The organism is Clostridium cellulovorans 743B (genome assembly GCF_000145275.1).
Lineage (GTDB): Bacteria > Bacillota > Clostridia > Clostridiales > Clostridiaceae > Clostridium_K > Clostridium_K cellulovorans.
The window spans coordinates 2,128,188-2,151,715 of the sequence record NC_014393.1 but is presented as its reverse complement, the minus strand read 5'-3'; the positions used below and the strand labels follow the sequence as shown (position 1 = coordinate 2,151,715).

The 23,528-nt window shown below is 31.1% G+C and carries 26 protein-coding genes; 2 read left to right on the top strand and 24 right to left on the bottom strand.

Annotated elements, in window-relative coordinates:
* The 9 genes from CLOCEL_RS08925 to CLOCEL_RS08885 all read right to left on the bottom strand — a co-directional run bounded on the left by CLOCEL_RS08925 (position 1) and on the right by CLOCEL_RS08885 (position 9,825).
* Positions 1-759, bottom strand: a complete 759-nt coding sequence (locus tag CLOCEL_RS08925; protein ID WP_010077264.1) for an isoprenyl transferase — start codon at positions 757-759, stop codon at positions 1-3.
* A 61-nt stretch (positions 760-820) separates the two neighbouring features.
* The gene (gene frr, locus CLOCEL_RS08920; protein WP_010077265.1) at positions 821-1,378 is read right to left on the bottom strand and encodes a ribosome recycling factor; all 558 of its coding nucleotides are present in this window, start codon (positions 1,376-1,378) and stop codon (positions 821-823) included.
* 11 nt (positions 1,379-1,389) lie between these two features.
* A complete protein-coding gene (pyrH, locus tag CLOCEL_RS08915; RefSeq protein ID WP_010077266.1) occupies positions 1,390-2,103 on the bottom strand; it encodes a UMP kinase in 714 nt (237 codons plus the stop codon).
* A gap of 81 nt (positions 2,104-2,184) precedes the next feature.
* Positions 2,185-3,111 carry a translation elongation factor Ts gene (tsf, locus tag CLOCEL_RS08910; protein ID WP_010077267.1) on the bottom strand — a complete coding sequence of 309 codons (927 nt, stop codon included), beginning with the start codon at positions 3,109-3,111 and terminating at the stop codon, positions 2,185-2,187.
* A gap of 71 nt (positions 3,112-3,182) precedes the next feature.
* Positions 3,183-3,884: a 30S ribosomal protein S2 gene (rpsB, locus tag CLOCEL_RS08905; RefSeq protein WP_010077268.1), complete on the bottom strand. Its 702-nt coding sequence runs from the start codon at positions 3,882-3,884 to the stop codon at positions 3,183-3,185.
* A gap of 280 nt (positions 3,885-4,164) precedes the next feature.
* Entirely contained in the window at positions 4,165-4,941 is a 777-nt protein-coding gene (codY, locus tag CLOCEL_RS08900; RefSeq protein WP_010077269.1) for a GTP-sensing pleiotropic transcriptional regulator CodY, read from the bottom strand.
* A 121-nt stretch (positions 4,942-5,062) separates the two neighbouring features.
* A complete protein-coding gene (topA, locus tag CLOCEL_RS08895; protein WP_013291693.1) occupies positions 5,063-7,165 on the bottom strand; it encodes a type I DNA topoisomerase in 2,103 nt (700 codons plus the stop codon).
* Positions 7,166-7,197: 32 nt separating this feature from the next.
* On the bottom strand, positions 7,198-8,232 hold the full coding sequence (gene dprA, locus CLOCEL_RS08890; protein ID WP_010077272.1) for a DNA-processing protein DprA: 1,035 nt from the start codon (positions 8,230-8,232) through the stop codon (positions 7,198-7,200).
* A 69-nt stretch (positions 8,233-8,301) separates the two neighbouring features.
* Positions 8,302-9,825 (bottom strand): YifB family Mg chelatase-like AAA ATPase, encoded by a 1,524-nt coding sequence (locus CLOCEL_RS08885; protein ID WP_242655240.1) that lies wholly within the window; start codon positions 9,823-9,825, stop codon positions 8,302-8,304.
* A gap of 155 nt (positions 9,826-9,980) precedes the next feature.
* Between CLOCEL_RS08885 and CLOCEL_RS08880 the strand changes: the two genes are divergently transcribed.
* Positions 9,981-10,355, top strand: a complete 375-nt coding sequence (locus CLOCEL_RS08880) for a YraN family protein (protein WP_010077274.1) — start codon at positions 9,981-9,983, stop codon at positions 10,353-10,355.
* A 64-nt stretch (positions 10,356-10,419) separates the two neighbouring features.
* On the opposite strand, the gene uraA is transcribed toward CLOCEL_RS08880, so the two are convergent.
* From uraA to CLOCEL_RS08815, 13 genes are all read right to left on the bottom strand, one after another.
* The gene (uraA, locus tag CLOCEL_RS08875) at positions 10,420-11,715 is read right to left on the bottom strand and encodes a uracil permease (protein ID WP_010077275.1); all 1,296 of its coding nucleotides are present in this window, start codon (positions 11,713-11,715) and stop codon (positions 10,420-10,422) included.
* Between the two features lie 96 nt (positions 11,716-11,811).
* A complete protein-coding gene (gene pyrR, locus CLOCEL_RS08870; protein ID WP_010077276.1) occupies positions 11,812-12,345 on the bottom strand; it encodes a bifunctional pyr operon transcriptional regulator/uracil phosphoribosyltransferase PyrR in 534 nt (177 codons plus the stop codon).
* Between the two features lie 191 nt (positions 12,346-12,536).
* Positions 12,537-13,478 carry an RluA family pseudouridine synthase gene (locus CLOCEL_RS08865; protein ID WP_010077277.1) on the bottom strand — a complete coding sequence of 314 codons (942 nt, stop codon included), beginning with the start codon at positions 13,476-13,478 and terminating at the stop codon, positions 12,537-12,539.
* Positions 13,479-13,498: 20 nt separating this feature from the next.
* Positions 13,499-14,098 (bottom strand): TraR/DksA C4-type zinc finger protein, encoded by a 600-nt coding sequence (locus CLOCEL_RS08860; protein ID WP_010077278.1) that lies wholly within the window; start codon positions 14,096-14,098, stop codon positions 13,499-13,501.
* A gap of 148 nt (positions 14,099-14,246) precedes the next feature.
* Entirely contained in the window at positions 14,247-14,939 is a 693-nt protein-coding gene (locus CLOCEL_RS08855; RefSeq protein ID WP_010077279.1) for a 5'-methylthioadenosine/adenosylhomocysteine nucleosidase, read from the bottom strand.
* A 90-nt stretch (positions 14,940-15,029) separates the two neighbouring features.
* Entirely contained in the window at positions 15,030-15,623 is a 594-nt protein-coding gene (locus CLOCEL_RS08850) for a DivIVA domain-containing protein (RefSeq protein ID WP_010077280.1), read from the bottom strand.
* A gap of 12 nt (positions 15,624-15,635) precedes the next feature.
* Entirely contained in the window at positions 15,636-16,403 is a 768-nt protein-coding gene (locus CLOCEL_RS08845; protein ID WP_010077281.1) for a YlmH family RNA-binding protein, read from the bottom strand.
* A 9-nt stretch (positions 16,404-16,412) separates the two neighbouring features.
* Complete coding sequence (locus CLOCEL_RS08840; protein ID WP_010077282.1) at positions 16,413-16,862, bottom strand: cell division protein SepF; 450 nt, start codon at positions 16,860-16,862, stop codon at positions 16,413-16,415.
* Between the two features lie 13 nt (positions 16,863-16,875).
* Positions 16,876-17,538, bottom strand: coding sequence for a YggS family pyridoxal phosphate-dependent enzyme (locus CLOCEL_RS08835; RefSeq protein WP_010077283.1), 663 nt, complete (start codon positions 17,536-17,538; stop codon positions 16,876-16,878).
* A 117-nt stretch (positions 17,539-17,655) separates the two neighbouring features.
* Positions 17,656-18,372 carry a DUF881 domain-containing protein gene (locus CLOCEL_RS08830; RefSeq protein WP_010077284.1) on the bottom strand — a complete coding sequence of 239 codons (717 nt, stop codon included), beginning with the start codon at positions 18,370-18,372 and terminating at the stop codon, positions 17,656-17,658.
* Positions 18,373-18,387: 15 nt separating this feature from the next.
* Positions 18,388-18,726 (bottom strand): small basic family protein, encoded by a 339-nt coding sequence (locus tag CLOCEL_RS08825; RefSeq protein WP_010077285.1) that lies wholly within the window; start codon positions 18,724-18,726, stop codon positions 18,388-18,390.
* Between the two features lie 14 nt (positions 18,727-18,740).
* Complete coding sequence (locus CLOCEL_RS08820; protein ID WP_010077286.1) at positions 18,741-19,466, bottom strand: DUF881 domain-containing protein; 726 nt, start codon at positions 19,464-19,466, stop codon at positions 18,741-18,743.
* A 9-nt stretch (positions 19,467-19,475) separates the two neighbouring features.
* Entirely contained in the window at positions 19,476-20,228 is a 753-nt protein-coding gene (locus tag CLOCEL_RS08815; RefSeq protein WP_010077287.1) for a cell division protein FtsQ/DivIB, read from the bottom strand.
* Positions 20,229-20,618: 390 nt separating this feature from the next.
* Here CLOCEL_RS08815 and purN point away from each other — a divergent pair, with 390 nt between their 5' ends.
* On the top strand, positions 20,619-21,218 hold the full coding sequence (gene purN / locus CLOCEL_RS08810; RefSeq protein WP_010077288.1) for a phosphoribosylglycinamide formyltransferase: 600 nt from the start codon (positions 20,619-20,621) through the stop codon (positions 21,216-21,218).
* Between the two features lie 204 nt (positions 21,219-21,422).
* On the opposite strand, the gene spoVE is transcribed toward purN, so the two are convergent.
* Positions 21,423-22,526 carry a stage V sporulation protein E gene (spoVE, locus tag CLOCEL_RS08805; protein ID WP_010077289.1) on the bottom strand — a complete coding sequence of 368 codons (1,104 nt, stop codon included), beginning with the start codon at positions 22,524-22,526 and terminating at the stop codon, positions 21,423-21,425.
* 25 nt (positions 22,527-22,551) lie between these two features.
* Complete coding sequence (gene mraY / locus CLOCEL_RS08800) at positions 22,552-23,526, bottom strand: phospho-N-acetylmuramoyl-pentapeptide-transferase (protein WP_010077290.1); 975 nt, start codon at positions 23,524-23,526, stop codon at positions 22,552-22,554.
* Between the last annotated feature and the right edge of the window lie 2 nt (positions 23,527-23,528).

Below are 23,528 nucleotides of genomic sequence, written 5' to 3'. Positions count from 1 at the left end.
CTACTTATTTATACCTCCAAATCGTCTATCTCTATCTTGATAATCTAAAATAGCCTCCTGTAAATTATTTCTGTTAAAATCAGGCCAATTTATATTTGAATACCAAAATTCAGAGTACGCACATTGCCATAAAAGAAAATTACTAATTCTTTTTTCACCACTTGGTCTTATAATAAGATCTGGATCTGGCATTCCTGCAGTATACAAATACTTTTCAACATCTCCAATATCTAAGGTTTCTATATTGCTCTTACTCTCTAATACATCCTTTGCGATTAACCTTACAGCTTTTAAAATTTCATCTCTACCACCATAATTTATAGCTAGGTTAAGGTTTATTCCGGTGTTATCTTTCGTTCTTTCGTAAGCTTCTTCTAAAGTTTTCCTACATTCTTCTGGAAGCTTAGTTATATCCCCTAGGCACCTAACTACAACTTGGTTTTCATGTAACTCATCAATTTCTTTATTTAAAAATTCTACCATCAGCTTCATTAAAATATTTACTTCTTCATTAGATCTCTTCCAATTTTCTGTGGAAAAAGCATATAGTGTTAGGTATTTTACTCCTAGTTTAGAACATTCTTTTGTTATTTCTCTAACATTTTCTGCTCCAGCTTTATGTCCGGCACTTCTAGGAAGTTTTTTTCCTTGAGCCCATCTGCCATTCCCATCCATAATAATAGCTATATGTTCTGGAATTTTATCCATATCAAGTTCAATAGCTTTATTATTATTATCTTTTTTCAAAAATCCAAACATTTTATTGCCACCCTTTTAAATTATTAATAAAACCTGCGACGACGCAGGTTTTACTATCACATTATAGAGACATAACTTCTTTTTCTTTATCGCTGATAATGGAATCTATTTCTTTTACAAATGCATCAGTTTTCTTTTGGACATTATCTTCTGCAGACTTCATTTCATCCTCAGTTATAGTATTCTCTTTTTTAAGATTTTTAATTTTATCATTAGCATCTCTTCTTATAGATCTTACTGCAACTTTAGCATCTTCACCAAACTTTTTAACTTTTTTAGTTATATCTCTTCTTGTTTCTTCCGTAAGTTCTGGAACTATAAGCCTAATGACATTACCATCACTATTTGGGTTAATTCCTAAATCTGAAATCAATATAGCTTTTTCAATAGCTTTTAATGACCCTTTATCCCAAGGTTGGATTAATAATATTCTTGGTTCTGGTGCTGATATATTAGCAACTTGGTTTATTGGTGTCATTGTACCATAATACTCTACTTCTATTCTATCAAGCATAGTAGGATTAGCTTTTCCTGCTTTTAAAGTATTCAAATCTTTCTTTAATACTGTTACTGTTTTTTTCATCTTTTCTTCAGCATTTGAAATAATTTCTTTAACCATAATTACACTCCTTATTGATTACTTACTGTTGTTCCTATATTCTCGCCAAGCACTACTTTCTTTATATTACCTGGCTTATCAAGTCCGAAAACAATAATTGGTATATTGTTATCCATACATAAGGATGAAGCTGTTGAATCCATAACCTGTAACCCTTGCTTAATTACTTCTAGATGAGAGAGGTTAACAAACTTCTTGGCATCTGTAAACTTATTTGGATCTTTGTCGTATACTCCATCAACTTTTTTCGCAAGTAAAATGGCTTCTGCTTCTATTTCAGCTGCTCTTAATGATGCTGCTGTATCTGTAGAAAAATATGGATTACCTGTTCCTGCTGCAAATATAACAACTCTTCCTTTTTCTAGATGTCTAATAGCCTTCCTTCTTATATACGGCTCTGCAACTTGACGCATCTCAATTGCTGTTTGAACTCTTGTATGAACGCCTACTGCCTCTAAAGAATCTTGAAGTGCTAGGGCATTTATGCAAGTTGCTAGCATTCCCATATGGTCTGCAGTTACTCTGTCCATTTCTCCGCCGTCTCTACCTCTCCAAATGTTGCCGCCACCAACTACTGCACCAATTTCTACACCCATATCAATTATTTCTTTTATCTCTTCTGCAATTCTTTTGGCTACTTCAAAATCAACGCCATAACCCTTTTCTCCAGCTAATGCTTCCCCAGATAATTTTAACATAATTCTCTTATACTTTACAGATTCCATTTAAATTGACCTCCAATTATTTATACGAATTTAAAGAAAATTTTATCTTTAAAAAAAAGGAACACACAGTGTCCCTTTTTTTTATTTTCCTTGCTGCATTTGTCTTTGAACTTCTTCAGCAAAGTTTTCTTCTTTCTTTTCTATACCTTCGCCTCTTTCATATCTAACGAATCTAGCAACAGATATTGGTGAACCAATTTCCTTGCTCTTTTCATTTAAATATGAAGTTATTGTATAATCAGGGTTCTTAACAAATACTTGCTCTATTAAGCAGCTTTCTTTGTAGTATTTTTTAATTCTACCTTCAACCATTTTCTCAACGATATTTGCAGGTTTTCCTTCATTTAATGCTTGAACTCTGTAGATTTCTTTTTCTTTTTCAAGTGTTTCAGCATCAACTTGTGAAGAATCTAAGAATAATGGATTTGAAGCTGCAACATGCATTGCAACGTCTTTAGCTACAGCTGATAATGCTTCAGCATCACCTTCACTAGTAAGTTCTACTAATACACCAATTTTTCCTGCAGCATGGATATAACTTTGAGCAATACCCTTATCAGCTACAAACTTAGTGAATCTTCTTATAGTCATGTTTTCACCTAACTTAGCTATTAAGTTAGTTAAACCTTCTTTTACAGTTACAGCTTCATCTGCTATAAACTTTTCTTCTACTAATTCTTCTACAGTTGCAGCATTGCTTAATGCTACTTGTTTTGCTACATTAGCAGCAAATGCAGAGAATTCATCGTTTGCAGAAACGAAGTCTGTTTCACAGTTAACTTCTACTAGAGCACCGCTCTTTTTATCTTCTGCTATGTAAGTTACTACTAAACCTTCAGCAGCTATTCTTCCAGCTTTTTTAGCTGCTGCTGCTAAGCCTCTTTCTCTTAAAACTTCAATTGCTTTTTCAACATCACCATTTGTTTCACTTAGCGCTTTTTTGCAATCCATCATACCTGCGCCAGTTCTTTCTCTTAATTCTTTTACCATTCCAGCTGATATTGCCATTTGGTTATTCCTCCGTTCTATTTACTAAAAGGTAAATGGTCAATTACGGCCACCTACCTTATTATACTTTATTATTCTGCTAATTGTTCACCTTGTCTTCCTTCGATAATAGCATCAGCTATTTTTGCAGTTATTAATTTAACAGCTCTTATAGCATCGTCATTACCAGGAATTACATAGTCAACTTCATCTGGATCACAGTTAGTATCTACAATAGCTACAACTGGTATACCTAATTTTTTTGCTTCTGATATTGCATTTTTTTCTTTTCTTGGGTCAACTATGAATAAAGCACCGATATTTTCGTGATTCATGTTAGTGATACCACCAAGATTTCTTTGAAGTTTTTCTTGTTCATTTTTTAAGTTAGCAACTTCTTTCTTTGGTAAAACTTCGAATGTTCCATCTTGTTCCATTGTATTTAATGCTTCAAGTCTAGCTATTCTTGTTTTGATTGTAGAGAAGTTAGTTAACATACCACCAAGCCATCTGCTGTTTACAAAGTGCATGCTACTTCTAACTGCTTCTTCTGAAATAGCTTCTTGTGCTTGTTTCTTAGTTCCAACAAATAAAACTTCTTTGCCTTCTTCTGCTACACTTCTAATGAAGTTGTAAGCTTCGTCGATTTTCTTAACTGTCTTTTGAAGATCAATGATATAAATACCATTTCTTTCTGTGAAGATGTAAGTAGCCATTTTTGGGTTCCATCTTCTTGTTTGATGTCCAAAGTGAACACCAGCTTCTAATAATTGTTTCATTGATATAACTGCCATCACAGTACCTCCTTGGTTTTTACCTCCATAATCTTCATCTAACAAAATTACTATTCTCTAGCACCAATTTTGTCAATAAGATTATGTGTGAATTTATTACCTATAGTAGTATATCATACAGAAAATTGGAATGCAATATAAAAAAAGAAACTAAAAAGGTTGTCTTATCTTTAAATCAACATGCTCCCCGAAGCATTGATCTTAAGATTTTGACAACCTTTGTTTTATAAAGATAACCAATCTAAGTCTATATGTTTAAATAAAAATTTTTGATATTTGTTTAATTTATCTTTCTTAATTCATCTAACAATCTATCATTAAGGATTTTTATATGAGTTCCTTTCATACCTAAAGAACGAGATTCAATAAGTCCTGCACTTTCAAATTTTCTAAGAGCATTTACAATCACTGAGCGAGTTATTCCAACCTTGTCAGCTATCTTTGATGCTACAAGAAGTCCCTCCTGCCCATTTAGCTCATTAAATATATGTTCCACAGCTTCAAGTTCTGAATAAGATAAAGTCCCTATAGCAAGTTGCACTACCGCTTTCTTTCTGGCCTCTACTTCAATCTCATCCTGCTTTGACCTCAAGATTTCAAGACCTACGATTGTACTACTATATTCACATAGAATCAATTCTTCTTCTGTAAATTCCTCCTGAGCTTTAATCATCAAAAGAGTGCCAAGCCTTTCTCTATTACCCATTATAGGAACTACTGTAAACAATTTGTCTTTTAAATAACATAAAGAAACTTCCTCAAAAACAAATTGATCCTTACTAGATAAATTTGCTTTCGTTTCTTGTATATTTAATAATTTATTATTATAAGCTTCTGAAAAACGCCCATCTTCAAGAACTTTTTCTTCTACAGGACTAATTTCAAAATTCGTTGCAAAAGAATGTCCAAGAACTTTTCCTTTTCTACTGACAATATATACATTACAATCTAAAACTCTACTTAAAAGTTCACAAATCTCATCGAATTCCACTGGTTCTGTTCCAGATTTTTGCAAAATTTTATTGAGCATCCTCGTCCTACTTAATAATGATTGCATCTTTTCTTCTCCCCCACCGATAATTTGTACTGACCAGTACAAATTATTAAAAAATTAAGAATAATTGAATAAATTATATCATAAAGGAGAGAATGTGACAACTTTTTTCGACAGCTTTATATTATTCGGTCTCTTCTTGTATAATTTCTTTACTTTTACAATCACTATTAGAACATTCTAAATAATTTCCATTAGTTTTGTTATATTTTTTTAACATAATAGAGCCACATTGATTGCATTTTTTCGAAGAAGGTTCGTACCAACTAACATAATCACAGTTAGGATAAGTGCTGCAACCAAAAAACTTTCTACCTTTTTTACTCTTTTTCACAACTATTTTACTTCCGCATTTTGGACAAGGAGTATCAATCTCCTCAACAATTGGTTTTGTATTCTCGCACTCTGGATAACCAGGGCATGCTAAAAAGTCTCCAAACTTACCATGTTTAATAACCATATTTCTTCCACATTTTTCACACTGGATATCTGTGACTTCATCTTCAATGGTTATTTTAGCAAGCTCAATTTCAGCTTTTTCAATTTCAGCCTTTACTGGTGTGAAAAATTCATTTACAATCTTTCGCCAATCACTATCTCCAAGTTCAATATCATCTAATCGTTCTTCCATGTTTGCAGTAAATTCTTCATCAACAATTTGATTAAAGAATTCACACATTATATTATCAACAATTATTCCAAGTTCTGTAGGAACTAGTGTCTTCTTTTCTCTTTCAATATACTTTCTACTAAGTAAGGTTGCTATTGTGGGAGCGTATGTACTTGGTCTTCCTATACCATTTTCCTCAAGTGTCTTTACAAGTGATGCTTCCGAAAACCTTGCTGGTGGCTCAGTAAAGTGCTGAAGACCATCAATCTGAATGCAACTTAGCATTTCACCTTCCTGCACCTTTGGAATAGTTGTAAGACTCTCGTCTCCTTCTGTTCCATAACTATATATCTTCATGAACCCATCAAACTTTACAGTAGAACCATTAGCCTTAAAATTGTAACCACTGTTATCAACAGTTACAGAAACGGTATCTAAAACACATGACTTCATTTGACTAGCTACAAATCTTTCCCATATTAACTTATATAGCTTATATATTTCATCCTTTACATCTCCTTTAATTTTATCTGGAGTTATATCTATATAAGTTGGTCTTATAGCTTCATGAGCATCTTGAATATTCTTTTTCCCCTTATATATTCTTGGTTCGCTTGGAACATACTCAGTTCCATAAGATGTATTTATAAACTCAAGTGCTGATTTTTGCGCTTCATCAGAAATTCTTACCGAATCTGTTCTCATATATGTTATCAAAGCAACAGAACCCTTTCCTTTTATCTCAATACCTTCATATAATTGTTGAGCAATAGACATTGTTCGTTTTGTAGTAAAATTAAGTTTTCTATATGCATCCTGTTGAAGAGTACTTGTTATAAATGGTGGCAGTGGATTTTTAATTCTTTCAGTCTTCTTAACTTTAGAAACAGTATAATTTCCGCTTTTTATAATATTTAATATCTCATCAGCTTTTTCCTTTGTATCAATTTCAATTTTCTCATTTTTAAAGTTATGAAGCTTTAAATTTAATTTTTCTTTACTATTTTTAGTATCATCTGTTGAATTGAAAATCCCCTCAATAGTCCAATATTCTTTTGGAATAAACTCTTTTATTTTCTTGTCTCTTTCACAGATCATTCTTAAAGTAGCAGATTGAACTCTTCCCGCACTTAACCCCCACTTGACTTTTCTCCATAAAATAGGGCTTATTCCGTAACCAACTAATCGATCTAGTACTCTCCTCGCTTGTTGAGCATCTACTAAATTCATATTTATTTCTCTTGGACTTTTTATCGCTGCTTTTATTGCAGTTTTTGTAATCTCATTAAATTCAATCCTGCATTTTTCTGTTTCTGAAAGTTTTAAAACCTTACTTAAATGCCAAGATATCGCTTCTCCCTCACGGTCAGGGTCGGTAGCTAGATAAATCTTTTCGCTTTTTTTCGCTTGTTTTCTTAGTTTATCTAGAAGTTCACCTTTTCCTCTTATGGTTATATATTTAGGCTCATAATTATTTTCTACATCCACACCAGTCTGACTCTTTGGCAAATCTCTAACATGACCCATCGATGCTTCTACTACATAATTCTTTCCTAAATACTTTCGAATAGTCTTTGCTTTAGCTGGTGATTCAACTATTACTAAATTTGTTCCCATCGTTTCCCCTCCAGATTTTTATTCAATCTATATCAAACACTAGTGTATTTCTTCGCATAATAATTACCACTTAACGTATAGATTAGGTTTTTAGCTTGCATTTCAAATAATACCTTATAGATTTGATTAATGTCAATATTGACCATAGAAATTAAATCGTCTACATGTATAGGACTATCACTCAAATTTTCAAAAATTCTACTTTCTACCTCCGACAAACTCCAAGTATTATCTCGATTATTATTACACATATTTTCATTTTTATCTATGGATATTGATAAAGTTTCTCTTAAAGTATCTAAACTTAAAAAAGGTATTGCCCCATCAGATATCAATTTGTTAGTTCCTTTACTTTGCTCACTAAATATCGAACCGGGTACAGCAATTATCTCCTTACCTTGGTCTAGACCATGTCCAGCGGTTATTAAAGATCCGCTCTTTTCACTAGCTTCAACCACAATAATCCGCTTTGACAAGGCACTTATTATTCTATTGCGTCTTGGGAAATTATAAGATAACGGTTTTGTATGAAGCGGAAATTCACTGAGTATACATCCATTATTTATAATTCTCTTATATAATTCTTTATTACTATAAGGATAAGTCACATCAATACCACTGCCAATCACAGCACAAGTGTAGTTATTTTTATCACAGGATATTTTATGAACTACAGCATCTACTCCTTTTGCAAGCCCACTTACCAAACTTATCTCCTTTTTACAAAGATACTTTGTAATTATTTCTGCTACATCAATTCCATAATTAGTTGGATTTCTTGAACCAACAATGGCAACATTCTCATTTTTGTTTAAAGGTTCAATATCTCCTTTATAAAACAATATACTGGGCATATCATCATAATTTAATAATTCTTTAGGATAATTTTTATCATTAATTTTTACGATTTTTATATCATTTTTTGCTAAATACTTTATAACTTCTTCACAATAACTTTTATCTAAGGGCTCAATATTTTTTATGTTGTACTCAAAATTTTTATATGCTGTCAATACTTCATATATATCTTTTGTACATTGATATTCCTCAAGAAGTTCTCTTTTCATATTGCATTTTATTTTTATCTTTTGAAACCATATATCATAAATATCCGTGTTATATCAACTCCTTTTAATTTATAAAACCTTATTATCCAATCCCGTTCTATACTTTATAGCTTCCATAAGATCTTCACTGGATATAAGTTCAACTTCTCTTAAATCTGCGATGGTTCTAGCTATTTTTAAAACCCTATGATAGCTTCTAGCGCTAAGATCAAAGTACTTTATATATTTCTTGATTTCTTTTTTAGCTTCCTTTGAAAGAACACAATATTTGTTAATAGCTTTTAAATCCATATTGCTATTATAATAAAAACTTTCTCCTTTAAATCTATCTTTTTGTATTTTTCTTGCCTTAATAACCTTTTCTTTTATAATCTTTGAATCAATAGTTCCTTTAGATTCTACAAGCTTGTGAGCTTCAACCTTATTCATACCGATAAACATATCTATACGTTCTTTTAGTGGTCCTGAAAGTTTAGAAATATATCTATTTCTCTCAAGTTCTGTGCATATACACTTCTTATCTTTATCACCATAATTACCACAAGGACATGGATTGAAAGACGTAAGCAAAATAAAATCGCATGGGTAAATTACCTTTCCAAATATTCTAGTTATATTAATCTTTTTATCTTCTAAAGGCTGCCTTAAATTCTCAAGAAACTTTTTATCAAACTCTAAAAATTCATCTAAAAATAGCACTCCTCTATGAGCTAAAGTTATCTCTCCAGGCATTAATCTAGTTCCTCCGCCTATAAGGCTGATTATAGAGCTGCTATGGTGAGGACTTCTTATTGGCCTCTTATTAATGATCCCTTCCTTTGCTAAAAGTCCAGCAACACTGTATATCTTAGTTACTTCTAGTGCTTCGTCATAGGATAAATCAGGCAATATAGAACTAAACCTCTTCGCTATCATGGTTTTTCCGCAACCTGGAGGCCCATACAATGCTATATTATGATTACCACTTGCCGATATCTCTAGTGCTCTTAAAGTGGCTTCCTGACCTATTATGTCCGAAAAATCCAAAACTTCTTCTTTATCAGGCATTTTTATTTCTGTTTTAAAAGGATGAATATCTTTATATTTCAAATAGTGAATTACTTCTTTCAAAGAGTTAAAAGGAAAAACTTCTGTTTCATTTACAAAAGCACCTTCAAATTTATTATCCTCTGGAACAATAAACTTAGTATATCCTAAGTTTTTTCCTTCTAGCACTATAGCCAATACTCCATTAATGCTTTTTATAGTACCATCTAAGGATAATTCACCTAAAATAATATGTTCTCCTATATCTTCTAGAGATATTTGTCCAGACTCTAGCAAAAGCCCAACAGCCATAGATAAATCAAGTAATGCGCCTTCCTTTTTAATATCTGCTGGAGATAAATTTATTACAATCCTACCCATAGGAAATTCAAAACCACTATTAACAATAGCACTTCTAACTCTTTCCTTTGCTTCTTTAACCGCTGTGGTTGCAAGACCTACTATAGTAAAGCTAGGAAGTCCTCTACTAATATCAACTTCAACTTGTACAATTACTCCATCAATGCCATTAAAGGTAGCAGAGTTTAAATTCACTGACAATTTCATCACCTCAACAAAATTATTGACAGCAGAAAATAATCTAATACTTCCTTATAAAAATTTCTTTTATATTTTTTGTTTTACCTCTAACTTTATTAGACAATAATAAAACTAGAAACTAACATACCCTGTTAATTAAAATTATATATAAGGAGCCTATTATGAAAAATTTAAAAGTAGCTGTAGGAAAATATGGCGAAGATATAGCAGAAGAATATTTAAAGAAACAAGGTTATCATATATTAAATAGAAATTTTAGAAGCTACCATGGTGAAATAGACATAATTGCAAGAGATAACTTATCTATAGCTTTTATAGAGGTTAAAACAAGGTATAATATGGGCTACGGTGTTCCTTGTGAGTCTGTTAATAGCTATAAACAACTAAAGCTTTGCAAGGTTGCAAAATACTATATATCCATAAACAAGCTTAGTGATTGTAATTTTAGGTTTGATGTTCTAGAGATATTCCTAAATTATAATAATGATCATAAGTTCTTTAACCTTTTTAAGAATGCCTTCTATTTTATAGAGTAAAACTCTATAAAAATGCCTATAGATATGAGATTTCTCTCAAGCTATAGGCAGCAATATATAATATTTAATTTTCTTCGTTAAAGCTATTTTTAGGCAATATTAAATTTAATACTATTCCTACAATTGTAGCTAATGCTACTCCTGAAATTTCAACTACTGATTGTCCTAGATTAAATGACAATGATGCTCCACCTATCCCTAATACAACAATAACAGAAGATATAATTAAATTTCTTTTCTTACTGAAATCAATTTTATCCTCAACATAAATTCTAAAACCTGAAGAAGCGATTATACCAAAAAGAAGTATACTAACTCCTCCCATTACTGGTTGTGGCATATGAGTTATTATAGCTGATACTGGACCAATGAATGAAAGTATTATAGCAAGTATCGCAGCTCCACCAATTACCCAAACACTATACACTTTGGTAATAGCCATTACTCCAATATTTTCACCATAAGTAGTATTTGGAGGACCTCCAACTAAGCCGGCAAACATAGTAGCAACACCATCACCAAGAATTGATCTATGAAGTCCTGGATCCTTTGTAAAATCTCTTCCTACAACACTATTTACTACATAAACATGTCCAATATGCTCTGCAAGAGTTACAAAAGCAACTGGAGCCATAAGTATTATTGCACTTAAATTAAATTTCGGTGCTACAAACTTAGGAATTTCAATTAAAGAAGTACTTGTTATTTCATTAATAGCTTCCTGTGGTATTACTTTAAAGATTATTGCAAGGACATATCCAACTAACATAGCTATAAGGATTGGAATTACCCCAAGAAAACCTTTAAAATACATAGTCCCAAAAACACCTACAGCTAAAGTTATTAAAGCTACTGCAATATATGCACTTCGAGAAACACCTTCTGGAATCACAGTACTAGCTGATAGCCCTGCCCATTGTACTGCAGTACCTGCTAAACTCAATCCTATAACTAAAATAATGGATCCTACAACAACTGGTGGAAGTATCTTATCTAGCCATTTTGTTCCTACATATTTAATTATTAACGCAACTATTACATAAACAAGGCCTGATGCAATTACACCACTTAGCATTTCACCTTTTCCATAAGTTGCTGCTGCTACAGTCATTGGGGCGATAAATGCAAAAGATGATCCTATATACGATGGCAATTTGCCCTTTGTACATAGAATATATAAAAGCGTTCCTACACCACTTGTAAACAATGCTATAGACGGCGGTAAATTTGTAAGCATAGGTACAAGTATAGTAGCTCCAACCATAGCAAATAAATGTTGTAAACTTAATGGTATAGTTTTTAAAATTGGCAACCTATCCTCTACATCGATAAAATTTTTTGATGCACTTTCTTTTTTCATGTTATTTCCTCCTTGTAGTCTCACTGGACTATCATTAAAAGTTTTTTCTTCTGTTATTCTATATTTATAAATGTAGCTATTTATTCACATAGCCATCTATTCATAAAGCTTTACTGATTCCTCTTGATCGATTTCCTTTAATAAAACTGATACTAACTCTTCTTTAGAAGTCGGTATATTTTTACCTACATAATCAGCTCTAATAGGTAGCTCCCTATGCCCTCTATCAACTAAAACTGCAAGCTGAATACTCTTAGGTCTCCCACACTGAATCACAGCATCAATAGCCGCTCTTACAGTTCTTCCAGTATAAAGCACATCATCTACCAAAATTACTATTTTATCTTTTACATCAACACCTAAATCAGTACTTTTTACCACCGGCTGATCATAGATAGTACTTAAGTCATCTCTATACAAAGATATATTCACTGAACCTACTGGGATCTTCTTTTCTTCAAACAATTCGACAAATTCTGATATACGAGTAGCTATTGGAACTCCTCGTCTTTCAATCCCAATTAATACAATGTCATCTATTCCTTTATTTTTTTCAATTATCTCATGAGAAAGTCTTTTTAAAGTTCTTCCTATTGCTTTATCATCCATTAATAGAGTCTTAAATTCCAATGTTTTCACCTCCTATAACATTTAAAATTAACTTTTAACAATAAATAAAATTATTCCTATATTATTTTATGCAGCAAAAGTTACCATCCTTAAACAAAAAATGCTTTTACCCATAAGGTAAAAGCATACAATATGTATGTTCGACAGCTTACCTTTGGCTCTCTCTGGAAACCTTTAAAGGTCATATTTCTTTAATATATAATATCATTTTTTTCAGTACCATGCAATTCTTTTTTAAGAACCTTTAATACTTTTAAAAATTCCTGTGGAATATTTGTACTAAATTCCATATATTTCATGGTAGTTGGATGAATAAATCCCAATTTCTGCGCATGTAATAACTGTCCATTAAGAGAAAACCTTTGTTTTTTATATCCATATACTGGATCACCAACTAATGGATGTTTTTTATAATTCATATGAACTCTTATTTGATGAGTCCTTCCAGTTTCTAATATACACCTAACTAAAGTATTTTCTTTGAACCGTTCAATTACTTTATAATGAGTTATTGCTTCTCTTCCACCTTTAACCACAGCAATTTTAATCCTTTCCTTAGGGTCTCTTGCCAATGGTTGATTTATGGTTCCTTCTTCTTCTTTTATTATTCCCTCTACTAAAGCAATATACTCTCTTTTCATAGAGTGCTCCTTCAACTGTGCTGCAAGAAAATTATGGCTCTTATCATTTTTTGCAACTACAATAACTCCAGAAGTATCTTTATCTATTCTATGCACAATTCCTGGCCTTAATTTGCCATTTATCCCTGATAAGTCCTTGCAGTGATATAATAATGCATTAACTAAGGTATTGTTATAAACTCCAGAAGCCGGGTGAACCACCATACCTTGAGGCTTATTTATCACAATTAAATCCTCATCCTCATATAGAATATTTAAGGAAATATTTTCTGGAACTACATTCATTTCTTGTGGTTCTGGAATAATAACCGTAATCTCATCTTGCATTTTAAGCTTTAAGTTACTCTTACATGGTTTACCATTAACTAAAACATTGTTCCCATCAATAATGTTTTGTATAAATGACCTAGAATAACCATCCAATTGTTCTGCTAAAAATTTATCTATCCTTTTACTGCTAAGTTCATTAAAAATTATAATTATTTCTTCCATAAATACACTGAATTAATAACTTACAAAGTTTCCTCATAACTAATATTGCTAACTCGATCTAAAGGATCAACATAATGTGCATTTATCTTATCTGCATCAGAATCAACAAATTGATTATGGCTATCAACTAATTCATAGGTATCTAAAGCGTCTAATCCTACACTACCTTTTATACCTCCAAAACCTTTATAATAAACATCCTTTAATACATACTCCTCATTTGGTCTATCTTCAAAGGTTCTCTCCCTTAAAGTGTGCATAATGCCTTGACATTTAGCACAATACTTTGCGTAAGGTAGAAAATCCAACCGTTCTTTGGTTATTTCTTTTTGGCAATTACCACAAAGTCCATAATCTCCGTTTTCTAATGCATCAAGGGCTTCGTTTATTTTACCAAGCATATTCGTTTCATTAGCTTTAAGAGCCTTTCCTTTTTCGATTTCACTTAACTCTGTTGCAGAGTCTGATGGATGATTATCATAAAAAGATAGTTCGGCAGTTGCATTTAAGTTACTGTCGATAGTTTCGTTATCCTTCATCTCCATTAGTAACTTATTAATTCTCTCTCTTTCTGTTAACAATTTATTTTTAAAATATTTCTTTTCGTCTTCATTAAGCATAATAGAACCTCCTTATAGTACTCTAGTTCTATTTTCTCAAATACAAGATTTTTTATAACATGTTTTTTATATATTATAAAACTAACAAAAGTTAAAATTCTAATTTAATAAAATCTTTTTCATAAACTAATTATATTTTTAGCACTTTCTACATAGCTATAAGCATATTTTTAATGATTTCTGTTGAATTTTTAATCGCGATATGTTGAAACTTCTCGTAGTCCATATGTGCACCATTATCCGCATTATCACTTATACTTCTTAATACAACAAAAGGAACTTGATTTAAGTAACAACTTTGAGCTATGCTTCCACCTTCCATTTCACAAGCGATAGCATCAAAAGTTTCTTTTATATATTTAATTTTATTTATATCAGCAATAAATTGGTCTCCTGTAGCTATCCTGCCAACAAAATATTCGTGAGTCAATACATCTTTACATGCATCTTTAGCTAAGTTCACAAGGTATTCTGAACTCTTAAAATCTAAAGTATCTATTCTTGGTATCTGACCAGCTTCATAACCAAAAGCAATAGCCTCTACATCGTGTTGGACTAAAGAATCGCCTATTACTACATCTCCTGGTTTAACATTAGCTCCTATTCCACCTGCTATCCCTACATTTATTACGTAATCAACGTTAAAATCATCAACAAGTATTTGAGCACAAATTGCAGAATTTACTTTACCAATCCCACATCTTACTACAACCACTTCTTTACCATAAAGATGTCCTTTAACAAATTTCATAGAAGCTTTTATCTGAGTTTTTTCAACTTCTGTTTCCTTTAATAATATCTCTAATTCTTCATCCATTGCACCAATTAATCCTATAATCATCTTTTTACCTCCTGTTTTTAAGTTTAGAATACTCAATTATTGTATTAATGTCAACTTTTCCAAAGAAAAACCACCCCAAAGGAGTGGTTTTTAATCATTAACAAAAAAACTTTTTATCTCATCTAAATCGCTTGAAAAATTTTTATCATCTATATCTTCATCTTTTACCGAAAAAGAATCTTCTAAATCCGCTGCCACTTCGCTTTTCGGCACTGATATGGAGTAATTTGTAAGATAATCTTTTTCAAGAGTTTCAAACATTTCCATTTGAGTTTTCATAAAGTTCTTATACTTAGATCTAAAAATAGTAAATTCTTGCTTTATAGCTGCATATTCTTCGTTAATCTTAACAACTTCACTATTAGCCTTATCGATAGTCCTCTGAGAGTTTTCGTTAGCATTGTGAATTATTAATTCAGCTTCTCTTTCAGCTGAACGTTTTGCTTGTTCTGCTGCATTTTGAGCTAATACCAAAGTATTTTGAATTGTTGCTTCAAGATTCTCATAATGTTTAATTTTATCTTCTAAAGTTTGAAGTCTTTCTTTCAGCGCAGAATTTTCTTTATATATAGCCTCATAGTCCTGTGCTATGGTTTCAAGAAATTCATCAACCTCATTACAATCATACCCTCTAAAACCTTTATTCAGTTCCTTATTCGATATATCCATAGCTGTAAGTCTCATCTCAACACCTCATTACTTAAATTTCAATACTTTTACTTTTAATCGTCCACTCTTAGTTTCACCAATGATTTCCTTTATACTAAATTTACCATAAGTTCTGAGTGTCAACGTATCTCCTGTAGATACAAGCTTACTTTTATCATAAACTGCCGAATAATTTAGCAGAATCCCTCCACTACTAAGTGCGCTTAACCCCTTTGACCTGGAAATTCCCGTAATTCCGCTAACAACAGAATCAACTCTAAGGGAAGTTGTGGTAATAACCAGTTCATCATACTGATATTCTGGCAAGTTATCATAAGAAGACAAAATTTCTATTTTACATGGAGTATTTTTTATCTTACTTATACTATCAATTATATAGGATGCAATATCCTCTGTACAAGGTACATAGCATAGGTTATCTATTACAATTAAATCCCCTAACTTACTTCTTTTGATCCCAAGAGACATTATACTACCAAGGTAATCTTTATGTTCAACTCTTTGAAACTTATTACTAGTTTTTATCAAAAGTACTTTTACAGGCATCTGATACTCACTACTACAATTAAAACTTATCATTCTTCTTTCAGCATGTTCAAAAATACCAAAAGTTCCTATAGAAGCATAAATTTCATTTTGTATATCTTGAACCTTTCTCCATATCCTTGGTGGATAAAATTCCTTAAGAAAAATTTCACCTTGAGTCTTTTCTGCTAATTGTATCTTATCAAAGATAGCTGAAACCTCTATTTTATCTTCCTCATTAAAGAGGCTTAAAAATCGTTTTTTATCCATAATTATTTGCTATATTTTAAATATGCTCTTATTATTTAATTCTCTTCCTAATTCCTTTGACACTTCTACATTACATGGAGAAAGAATATAAACATTACGTTCAACTTCTTGTAACTCTCCATTTGATGAATAACAACAACCACCAACAAAATCTAGTAATCTTTGAGCAACCTTTGGATCAAGGTCTGTAGTGTTAATCATAACTATTCTCTTATCTTTTAGTTCATCACAAATTATCATTGCTTCATCAAAATTCTTTGGTCTTGAAATGATAACTTTTGTTGAATTATTTTGTGCTGTAGACAATTCAACGATATTAGATTTAGAAGTTTTTCTAGCTTTATTTTGAGGGATTACAGGTGTTTCTTCAACAGTTTCCTCCATCTCCTCAACTACTTCTTCTAACTCATCTTCTTCATCTAAACCTATTATTGACATCATCTTATTTAATACACTCATTTTAATTCTCCTTTCATATGTTGTAATTTCTTTTACCGAAAATGGCTTCACCAACTCTGATCATATTAGTCCCTTCTTTAACAGCGTCTATATAATCACTTGACATCCCCATAGATAGATATTTCATCTCAGAATTAATATAATTTATATCCTTAATTTCATCAAAAATATCTTTTACTTTTCTAAAATACTTTCTATTCTCTTCATGACTCTCTATTGGGAGTATTGTCATAAGTCCTTTTACTTTTATATTGGTAAATCCTTCAACAGTTTTTAGAACTTCTTTAAGCTCTTCTTCGTAAAATCCGTATTTACGTTGTTCTTTTGCAATATTAACTTGAATTAATACATTTGTTTCAATTCCAAGTGCTTGAGATTTTTTTTCTATCTCATTTAACAAAGCAATTGAGTCTATAGAATGTATTAATACATTTTTCCCAACTAAATATTTCACTTTATTACTTTGAAGGTGTCCAATAAAATGCCAGTTTATATCAAGATTGCACTTTTCATATTTTTCTACGAACTCTTGTACTTTATTCTCGCCAAAATCTCTAAGTCCAGCATTATATGCTTTTTCTATTTCCTCTAAAGTTCTTGTCTTAGAAGCTGCAACTATAACTGTATCCTTAGGAATTTCATTTCTAAGAGCACATATATTTTCTTCTATTGTCAATTTTATGTCCCCTCTCATGATATAGTTTTACTGCATTTACTACATTAATTCTCTATTAATTTCAAAATTCCTTCATAAATTTATAATATAAATAAAAAAAATATTATATTACATGTTTTAGTTACGAGTTTCTGGAATATCCATATACTCACTTTTAAATTGTGTGTCAAAAGATGGTATGAAAATCTTATCTTTTCTTTTAATATCAATTATTAAATTAATTCTAAGATTTTTTATATATCCTAAATCACTTGCAAGAGAATTTAAATAAGCCTCCATCTTTTCGCCATCACCAATGGCTGAAATTTTAAACGGGGCACAAATAGCAATACCGTTTACTGTTAGATCTGCGCCAAAACAATAGATTTCAGTATTATAAACAATTCTTATACCATTAATAGAAATCGCCTCAGCTCCCATAACTCTTAAATCATTTATAGCTGCTAAAACATCAGTATTGTGTATGTTATTGCCAGATATAGGCTCATCTTTAAAATTCACATAGTCATCCATAAGAATTTCAACACCAGAACCTTCTAAAGCCACAAGTCCATTGAGCATAACATACTTATCTATTTCCTTTTTAAACTCGTTTTCAATTTCTCCTCGTCTATATTTATAGGTTCTAAGCTTTTTTTCTAGTTGCTCCTTTTCTTCTAATATTGAAGTTATTTCACCTAACAATTCATTCTTTTCGTTTGTTGCCTCAAAATATTCTTGAGCATTTAATGTTACAGTAGTGGCATTGGCTCCAAAAGAAAAGTTTGAAACAATTAATACTCCAACAATTATAGCTGCCAAAAATAAGAATATTGTAGCTTCATTATTTTTCATTTCCAATTCCACCTCTTAATGAACTTTGAACTTATCAAGGAGTAATCTTCTTATGAACCCAAAATTATTAAATATTCTGTTACAAAATACAATAACCCCTGCTATATAAACAGGCAACCCTAGCTTATCTCCAAAATACACTAGTACCACTGCTAAGCCAGCATTTCCAAAGAAACCAGAAATAAATACATCTGATCTGTAGGTCTTTTCAAGTGAAGCTCTTATAGCACCAAAAATAGAATCTAAACATGCAAAAATTGCTACAGACATATAAGCAGAATAAGCTACTGGTATATCTACATTTGAAAATAGTCCTATTGCTATGCCAATTAATAAACCAATTATTACTATCAACTTTATCTTCCCTTCTAGTTAACTACTTTTTGTGAAAATTTAAAGGTCACAACTTCTTTTGTCTTTGGAATGATTATATTATCTTTTTTCTCATATGTTGGCTGATTATAAGAGGATAATGGTATACCATCAAAGGTCCCTGGAAAATCCAAATCTTTCTTAAGCTTATCTGGATCACCAATTGCTCTAATAGTAATAACTTGTTTCGGAGATATTTTTTCCGAACCAACAAATATATAGGCTCCACCTGAAGAACTTCTTATTCCAGTATAATTAGTAACTCTTATATCATTTATAGACACCGCTTCAGCGCCTGAGAAAAATAATTCATTTATAATAATTATAAGTTCTTTGTGAGTAATTAAAGCTTGAGGAGTCATTTCCCCAGAAAATGTTATACTTTTAGGACTTATATTTATTTCAACTCCAGAGCCTGTAACTTCAACTTCACCAGATACAAGCCTTGACTTCTCTAATTCCTCCAATAAATTTTTTGCATAACTACTGTTTTCTCCAGCATTTTTTTCATAATCCTCAACTTGAGCTTGTATTTCTGATAGTTTTCCCTCAAGTTGCTTCTTTTGATCCTTTAAAGTTTTAACTTCTTCTAAAATATCAGCAGAATCATTTGTAACAACCACTTCTTGTTTTGACGAAATACTTTTAATTTGATAGGTAATTATAAATGCAAATATCATACAAACAAATGCTATAAAAAATTGTGATTTGTATTTCTTCATTTTTTCCTCCTAACTTGTTATTGAGAAGGTTGGCGTTTCTAAATTAGTTACATTCACCTCAGCCTTCTTTCCTTCAAGCCCTTGACTTTTTATAATGTTTATTGCATAATTCATCTTCTTTTCAAGTTCTTTTGTGTCTCCTAATCTAATAGCTACTTGATTATAATAAACTCTTAAATTATACTTCTCAGAGAAATCTATTTTATTAATCGGCAATTGCTCTTTTGCCCTAATTAGTAATTCCTTAAATTCTTTTAAAAACTTTAAATCCTTTTCATCTATAGGAGCTATTTGTTCTCCTAAATCCACAACCTTCAAATCCATCCCACTTATCTCCACTAAAGAGCCTTTTTTGCTATCTCTATTTGCTTCTAATACAACACCATTTTCATCTAAGATAAATTGATTATCTCCTTTTGTATAAAGGTACGCAGTATTTCTTTCTTCAACATTGATAATTATTACATTTGGAATCCTTCTTGATATATGAACTTTCTTGATATATGGATTTAGAAGTAATCTATTCTCAACTTCCTTAGTGCTGAAAAAAAACATATTAGTTCCTAATGTTATCCCTGAATTTTCAACAATCTTCTCATCTGTTATTATATCGTTGTTTTTTACAATAATATTAGAGATATTAAAAACTGGCAATTTAAGGCATAAAGTAATAAGTAGTCCAATAAAAAAACTAAAAAATATTGCAAGTCTCTTTATAACCCTCTTTTTTCTTCTTTTAACTATTAATTTATTTTCTGTCATAATAAACACCACTCTTATTTGTTATCATATAATATAATAACATAATTAAAACTATATAAGAATAAAAAATCATGTGTAATTAAGAAAATAATAATAATAATTTCCATAAAAAACTAGAGCATAAAACAGACCCCTTAAAAAAGTACCCATACTCTTTTAACATATAAAATAAATTTTAGTATTTATATGTTAAATAATGCAATGCAATAGCTAACTATGCTATAATTTACACATGCTTTATGAACTCTTTTTTATTATATATTTTATAATTAAAGTTATCTCAGTATCCTATATGATTATTGAAAGATCGATACTTCCTATTGTAGAAGCTTTATTGAAATATACATACTTAGAAAAGTTATAATATATACGAACAGGGGGATTTACATAATGAAACACTTAAGAATAGGATTTTTTTCTTCTCACGGTGGATCAAATATGCAAGCTATAATAAATGCATGTAAAGAAGGATATCTTAACGGGGAACCTTGTGTAGTGATTAGTAATAATCCAGATTCTATTGCACTGACCAGAGCTATTAACGAAGGAATACCTCATTTTTATAGAAGTCAAAAAACTCATCCTGATTTTGATGACTTAGACGAAGAAATTTTAAAGATTTTAAAAGAGCATTCTGTAAATATAATTGTTCTAGCAGGCTATATGAAAAAAATTGGTCCAAAGGTACTCAAGGATTATAAAGGAAAAATTCTAAATATCCATCCAGCATTATTACCAAAGTACGGTGGAAAAGGAATGTATGAAAAAAATGTACATGAAGCCGTAATTACAAATAAAGAAAAAATTACTGGTGTTACAGTTCACATTATTGATGAAGAATATGATAAGGGTCCTATTATAAATCAATGTGAAGTACCTGTTTTTGAAAATGATACTATAGATATTTTAGCCAATAGAGTTTTAAAAAAGGAGCATGAAACTTTTGTTGAAACTCTAAAAGCTATTAGTGAAGGAAAAATAATTATATAAATTAATACCCTTGAACTCTATCTTAATCTATAAAATTAACCTGAAAATATTCAAAAATAAATATTTATTACCTGTAAAATCTCATTATAAGAAAACTCCCTTGGAACTGAACACATATTTTTATCTAATATCTTATATAAAAACAGCTATAAGTATTTTTAGTATACTTATAGCTGTTTTTATTATGTTCTATTTAAATAACTTTTATTTCTCGGTCTGCGAGGATATATTCAAAAGTATACCCATGGAAGCTAAATTTATCACAAGAGAAGAACCACCATAACTTATAAATGGCATTGGTACTCCAGTTACAGGCATTGCCCCTGTTACAACGGCAATATTTATTACAGTTTGAATAGCTATAACTGATATTATACCGACAGCCAAAAGACTTCCATATGTATCTTTAGCTTTTGAAGCAATCCTAATTCCTCTATATATCAATACAGAAAAGAGAAATAATATAAATAAGCATCCAACAAGCCCTAATTCCTCTCCAATTATTGAAAAGATAAAGTCATTATGCGGCTCCGGTATGAAAAAGCACTTCTGTCTTGATTGTCCTAAACCTTGTCCTAAAAGCCCACCTGATGCTAATGCATACCAGGATTGTATTAATTGATAGCCATCTCCTCTAGGATCAGCAAATGGATCAGTAAAACTAAGTAATCTCTCTAACCTATATGGCTCTATTAATATAAATACTACTCCAAAAGTAAAAACTAAGCCTAAAACTATAGCAAAATACTTTTTCTTTACTCCACCTACAAATAATAATATCAAGGTTGTACCTAGTATAACCATGGTTATACTCAAGCTTTTTTGGATAAGAACTAATGCTGCGTATGCTCCTGCGACACCTAAGTATGGCAATACTCCATATAAAAAGCTCTGCATTTTATCGCCTTTCCTAGAGATACTATGGGCTAAAAATAATACCATAACGTATTTTGCTATTTCTGAAGGTTGGAGATTCATCGGTCCAAACCTTATCCATCTTTGAGCTCCTTTTACTGGATCAAAAGCAAAAACTGCTAGATTAATAGGAATTGTCAGCAACATAAATACTAAGGTCCATTTCTTATACTTATGATAATCAATCCTAAGAACATAAAACATCGTTGCTAACCCAACAACAGCAAAAGTCCCTTGCTTTTTAAGAAAATAGTACATATCATTATAAGCTGGATCATTCAGTGCAACATAGGAACTAGCACTAAATACCATAACAACACCGATAAATACCAGAAGCAGTAAAACTGAAAGTAAAGTAAAATCCACCTCCACCTTCTTTTTTATTTTCTGCATTTTGTTTCCCCCTAAAAATTGATCACTAAATAATTAAAAATCCAATTGCGCATAAAGCTACTGTCACGATTGAAAACACCGCTACTATCTTTGTTTCATGCCATCCTATGGCTTCAAAATGATGATGTACTGGCGCCATTTTAAACACTCTTTTTCCTGTAGTCTTAAAAGATATTACTTGAATTATAACAGATAAAGTTTCAAAAACAAATATTCCACCAACTACAATAACTACAATCTCTAATTTTAATAGCATTGCAATAGCTCCGATAGCTCCTCCAAGAGCCAGCGAACCAGTGTCACCCATAAAAACCTCAGCAGGATGTGCATTATATTTTAAGAATCCTAATAAAGCTCCTACTAAAATCCCACAAAACACTGCTAAATTTATTTGTCCAAGCCCTAAAGCTACAGCCCCAAAGAATGCAATAACTATAGAAGAAGTACTAGAAGCTAAGCCATCTAATCCATCAGTTAAATTTACAGCATTTGTTACTGCTGCAAAGTAAACAATTGAAAATATAACAAATCCAACAAGACCAAGATCAAAATACTTGTTAACTATAGGAATTAATATGTTAGTTCCTATTTCTTCATTGTTTGCAGCATACAAACCTATAATTACAGATACTATCATCAAAAGAAGCATCTTTTGTCCTGACTTTAATCCTTCATTTTTCTTTTTAATAATCTTGAGCATATCATCTAACAACCCAATAAATCCAAAAGCTACAAAAGCAAACAAAACAATTAGCGTTGTATCATTAATACTTCTTACCCTTATAGCCATTGCAAGTATAGTTGCAAGGATAAAAATTACTCCTCCCATAGTTGGTGTACCTGCTTTTTTCTTGTGGCTCTTTGGACCTTCTTCTCTTATAGGCTGACCAAACTTAAATCTATACAATACTGGTAAAAGGACAGCACCTAATGCTATAGATATACATAATGCAATTAATAAATACATCATAACTATCTTTAAATCGCTGAAATTACTCATTT